The 2,988-nt window shown below is 69.9% G+C and carries 4 protein-coding genes; 2 read left to right on the plus strand and 2 right to left on the minus strand.

All coding sequences use genetic code 11. From position 1 onward, the window contains the following. Nucleotides 1–203 (minus strand): macro domain-containing protein (locus tag VNL12_RS20065; RefSeq protein WP_325597047.1); only part of this gene is annotated, 203 nt, incomplete at its 3' end. 134 nt (nucleotides 204–337) lie between these two features. On the opposite strand from VNL12_RS20065, the gene VNL12_RS20070 reads away from it, so the two are divergent. Next, a complete protein-coding gene (locus VNL12_RS20070; protein ID WP_325597049.1) occupies nucleotides 338–628 on the plus strand; it encodes a WhiB family transcriptional regulator in 291 nt (96 codons plus the stop codon). A 171-nt stretch (nucleotides 629–799) separates the two neighbouring features. On the opposite strand, the gene VNL12_RS20075 is transcribed toward VNL12_RS20070, so the two are convergent. Next, nucleotides 800–2,545, minus strand: coding sequence for an IS1182 family transposase (locus VNL12_RS20075; RefSeq protein ID WP_325597051.1), 1,746 nt, complete (start codon nucleotides 2,543–2,545; stop codon nucleotides 800–802). Nucleotides 2,546–2,703: 158 nt separating this feature from the next. Here VNL12_RS20075 and VNL12_RS20080 point away from each other — a divergent pair. After that, on the plus strand, nucleotides 2,704–2,988 hold a 285-nt coding region (locus tag VNL12_RS20080), incomplete at its 3' end, for a transposase (protein ID WP_325597052.1).

A 2,988-nucleotide genomic window follows, 5' to 3' on the forward strand; every position in this document is an offset into this window, starting at 1 on the left:
GGCAGGCCGAAGCCGGGGGTGGCCTTGGCGTCACCCGTGGGGCAGCCGCCCACGATCATGCAGGCGGCCAGCAGCTCGGGCCCGGCGGCACGGTGGATGGCCCCGTCGACGCCTCCACCGCCCCGGAGCGAGGAGTTGGCGGCATTGACGACGGCGTCGACGACCTCGGTGGTGATGTCACCCCATACCGCTTCCAGGCGCATGTGGCGCGGATGCTACCGGTCCACCTTGCGCTCGGGCGGGATAAGGGGCCATGATCACACTGTTGTAATTACACCCGTGGCAGCCAAGGTGGTCCAGCCGCAGCAGCACGAGCACCGTTGAGGGGAGGCGGCCGATGATGGAGCAGAGGCGGGGACACCGTTTCGACCTCGGGGACCGCAGCTGGCAAGGCCAGGCCAACTGCCTGGGCGTCGATCCCGACCTGTTCTTCCCGGAGCGGGGGGCGTCGACCCGAGAGGCGAAGGGTGTGTGCCGCGGCTGCGTGGTGCGCGAAAAGTGCCTCGAGTACGCCTTGGTCAACGGCGAGAAGTTCGGCATCTGGGGCGGCCTGAGCGAGCGGGAGCGCCGGCGCATCCGCCGGCAGCGCACGGTGGCCCGCCACCCCGACGGGGCTGCGTCGGCCTAGGTGGCTGGTGTGAAGTGGCGGGCACGGACAGCTGAGGCCCGCGGCAGGGCGTTCATGGGGTCCTCCTGGGGTGAGCCGGTTTCGGCAGTGGTCGATCGCTCAAGTTGGTCCTATGTCGTTGGCGGCCGTTGTGGCGTACCTGAGGTCGACGTGGCCGTGAACCGCCGGGTTTCATGCGGTGGCAGCCCATCCGCCGGTGGCGGTGGAGCGCAACCCGAGGACTCCGAGACGTGCCAGGTTCACTGCGGCGGCGAGGAGGTTGAAGTCGGCGTCGACTTTTCGTGTGCCCCTGACCCGGGCCCGGCGCCCGCCGTGCTTGCGGCGCATGAGATGGCCGAGCTTTCTCTCGACCTTGGGACGGGTGGAGCGATAGTCGGCCTTCCATGCGGGATCGGCCTGGGCGGCCCGGACCCGGGCGAGGGTGGCTTCGTGCGGCCCGACGCTGATCGTCCGGCCGCCGGCGGACGTGGTGCACTCGCCCCGCAGCGGGCAGGTGGCGCACGCACCGGCGAAGGAGGCGGTCCCGCCACCGTCGCTGTGCGGTCGGATGCTCACGGTCACACTGTTCGGGCACCTCACCGTGGCGGCGTCGAGGTCGATGGCGAAGCGGTCCTTGGTGTAGCGCCCGCCGGCGGCGCTCGGCGGCTGGGTCTTGCAGCCCGAGGCGATCCCGGCGCCTTCGAGGCGGGACTGGAAAACCCCGGTTCCGTAGGCGGCATCGCCGTAGACCGTGGGCTGGGCGGCGGCCGCGTCCTCGGCGGCGTCGGCAGCCGCTGCCGCCTCGGCCTCGGCGATGAGATCGTCGTAACGCTCGGCCGGCACCTCGAACTGCCGGCCGTCACCGTCAACGTCGTCGGCGGTGCTGTCGTCGGCGGTGCTGTCGTCGGCGGTGGCCTCGGCGGCGGTGGCCTCGGCGGCGGTATCTGCCTCAGCGAGGAGGTCTTCGATGAGGTCCTCGGCCGCGCTGGCGTCCCCGGCGTTGCCCGGCGTCACCTTCGTATTAGTGATGATCTCGCTGTCGGGGTCCGTTGCCGCGTGGCCCTTGTAGCCGTCGAAGCCGCGTGCTGCGGTCTTGTGGCCGTGGCGGGCCTCGGGGTCCACCGTCGAGATCACCCGGTCCTTGGCCACTCGACGGGCGATGCGAAAGGTCCCGTCCTCGCTCTTCTCCAGATCCTGGCCGACGACGGTGGCTACCAGGGCGGCGGCGTCGGCCACCTCGGCGTCGAGCTCACGGCCTTCGAGATGGGCCAGGCAGGCGTAGGCGTCACGGGCCCGGGTGTCGATGAGAGCGGCCCGCGCCTCGGTGTCGTCCCAGTCGATGTGGGGTTTGGACGAGCTGGCGTAGTCGTCTCCACTGGTCATCACCGAACGCAGCCCGGTTTCCAGGGCGGCGTCGGCCACCTTCAGCAGTCCCCGGATGGCGGAGCGGATCAGGGTGACGGTGTCCATGGTGGCCACCGCGTCGTAGAGGGGTGTGGAGTCCAGAACCCGCTTGTGGCCCACCAGCCCGGCGGCGCCGGCCGCCTCCACCGTCACCTCGAAGATGCGCCGGGGCGATGCCGACGCGTCGAGCCGGGCCCGCATGTCGACCAGCACGGTGTGGGCGAAGCTGCCGTAGTCCAGGTCCAGCCCACCGGCGGCGTACTTCCAGCGGGCGTCGAACTCGAATGCCTGGACCGCTTCCCGATCGCTCAGGCCGAAGAGACGTTGCAGCACCATGACCACGGCCACGATGGAGGGCGGCACGCTGTGGCGGCCCCGCTCGCTGAACAGGTCGGCGAACATCTCGTCGGGGAACAGCCGGTAGCACTCCCGGTGCAACACGGCCCAGATCGAGCTCTCGCCCACCCGACCGTCGCAGACCACCGCCGATCCCACCAGCAGGTCCGCCTGCTTCGGCGCGAGGCCCACCGTCACCGCATGCCACCGATCGCGAATCTCATGTCTGTAATCCTGACCGATCCCGAACCAAATCGCGAGCACTCAACCTCGCGAAAGACACCAGCCACCTAGGAGGCTTCTGAAGTAATCGCTGAGATCCACCACGTGAGGGCCCCGGTGCTCAACACTCAGGGATGGCCCTGGGAACGGTGTCGGCGCAGGAACGCTTCGAGAGCCCGAGGGAACTGCTCGGTGAGCGCCTGCGGGGGATCTACCGCCTGCTGGCCGACTACGGCGAAGTGATCTTTCCTCACGACTACTTCGCCGATTGCTACACGAGCTCGGTCCGGGGCCGGCCCACCGTGCCGGCCCGGGTGCTGGCCACGGTGATGGTGCTCCAGTCCCATGAGGGCCTCTCCGACGGTGAGGCCTGCGATCGGCTGGAACGAGACCTGGCCTGGCAGGCGGCGGCAGGCGTG

Source organism: Iamia sp. (assembly GCF_035575815.1).
Lineage (GTDB): Bacteria > Actinomycetota > Acidimicrobiia > Acidimicrobiales > Iamiaceae > Iamia.

Bases quoted from the DNA above. Each gene is read 5' to 3' on its own strand.
- VNL12_RS20070 (WP_325597049.1), top strand. From the start codon at position 338: ATGATGGAGCAGAGGCGGGGACACCGTTTCGACCTCGGGGACCGCAGC.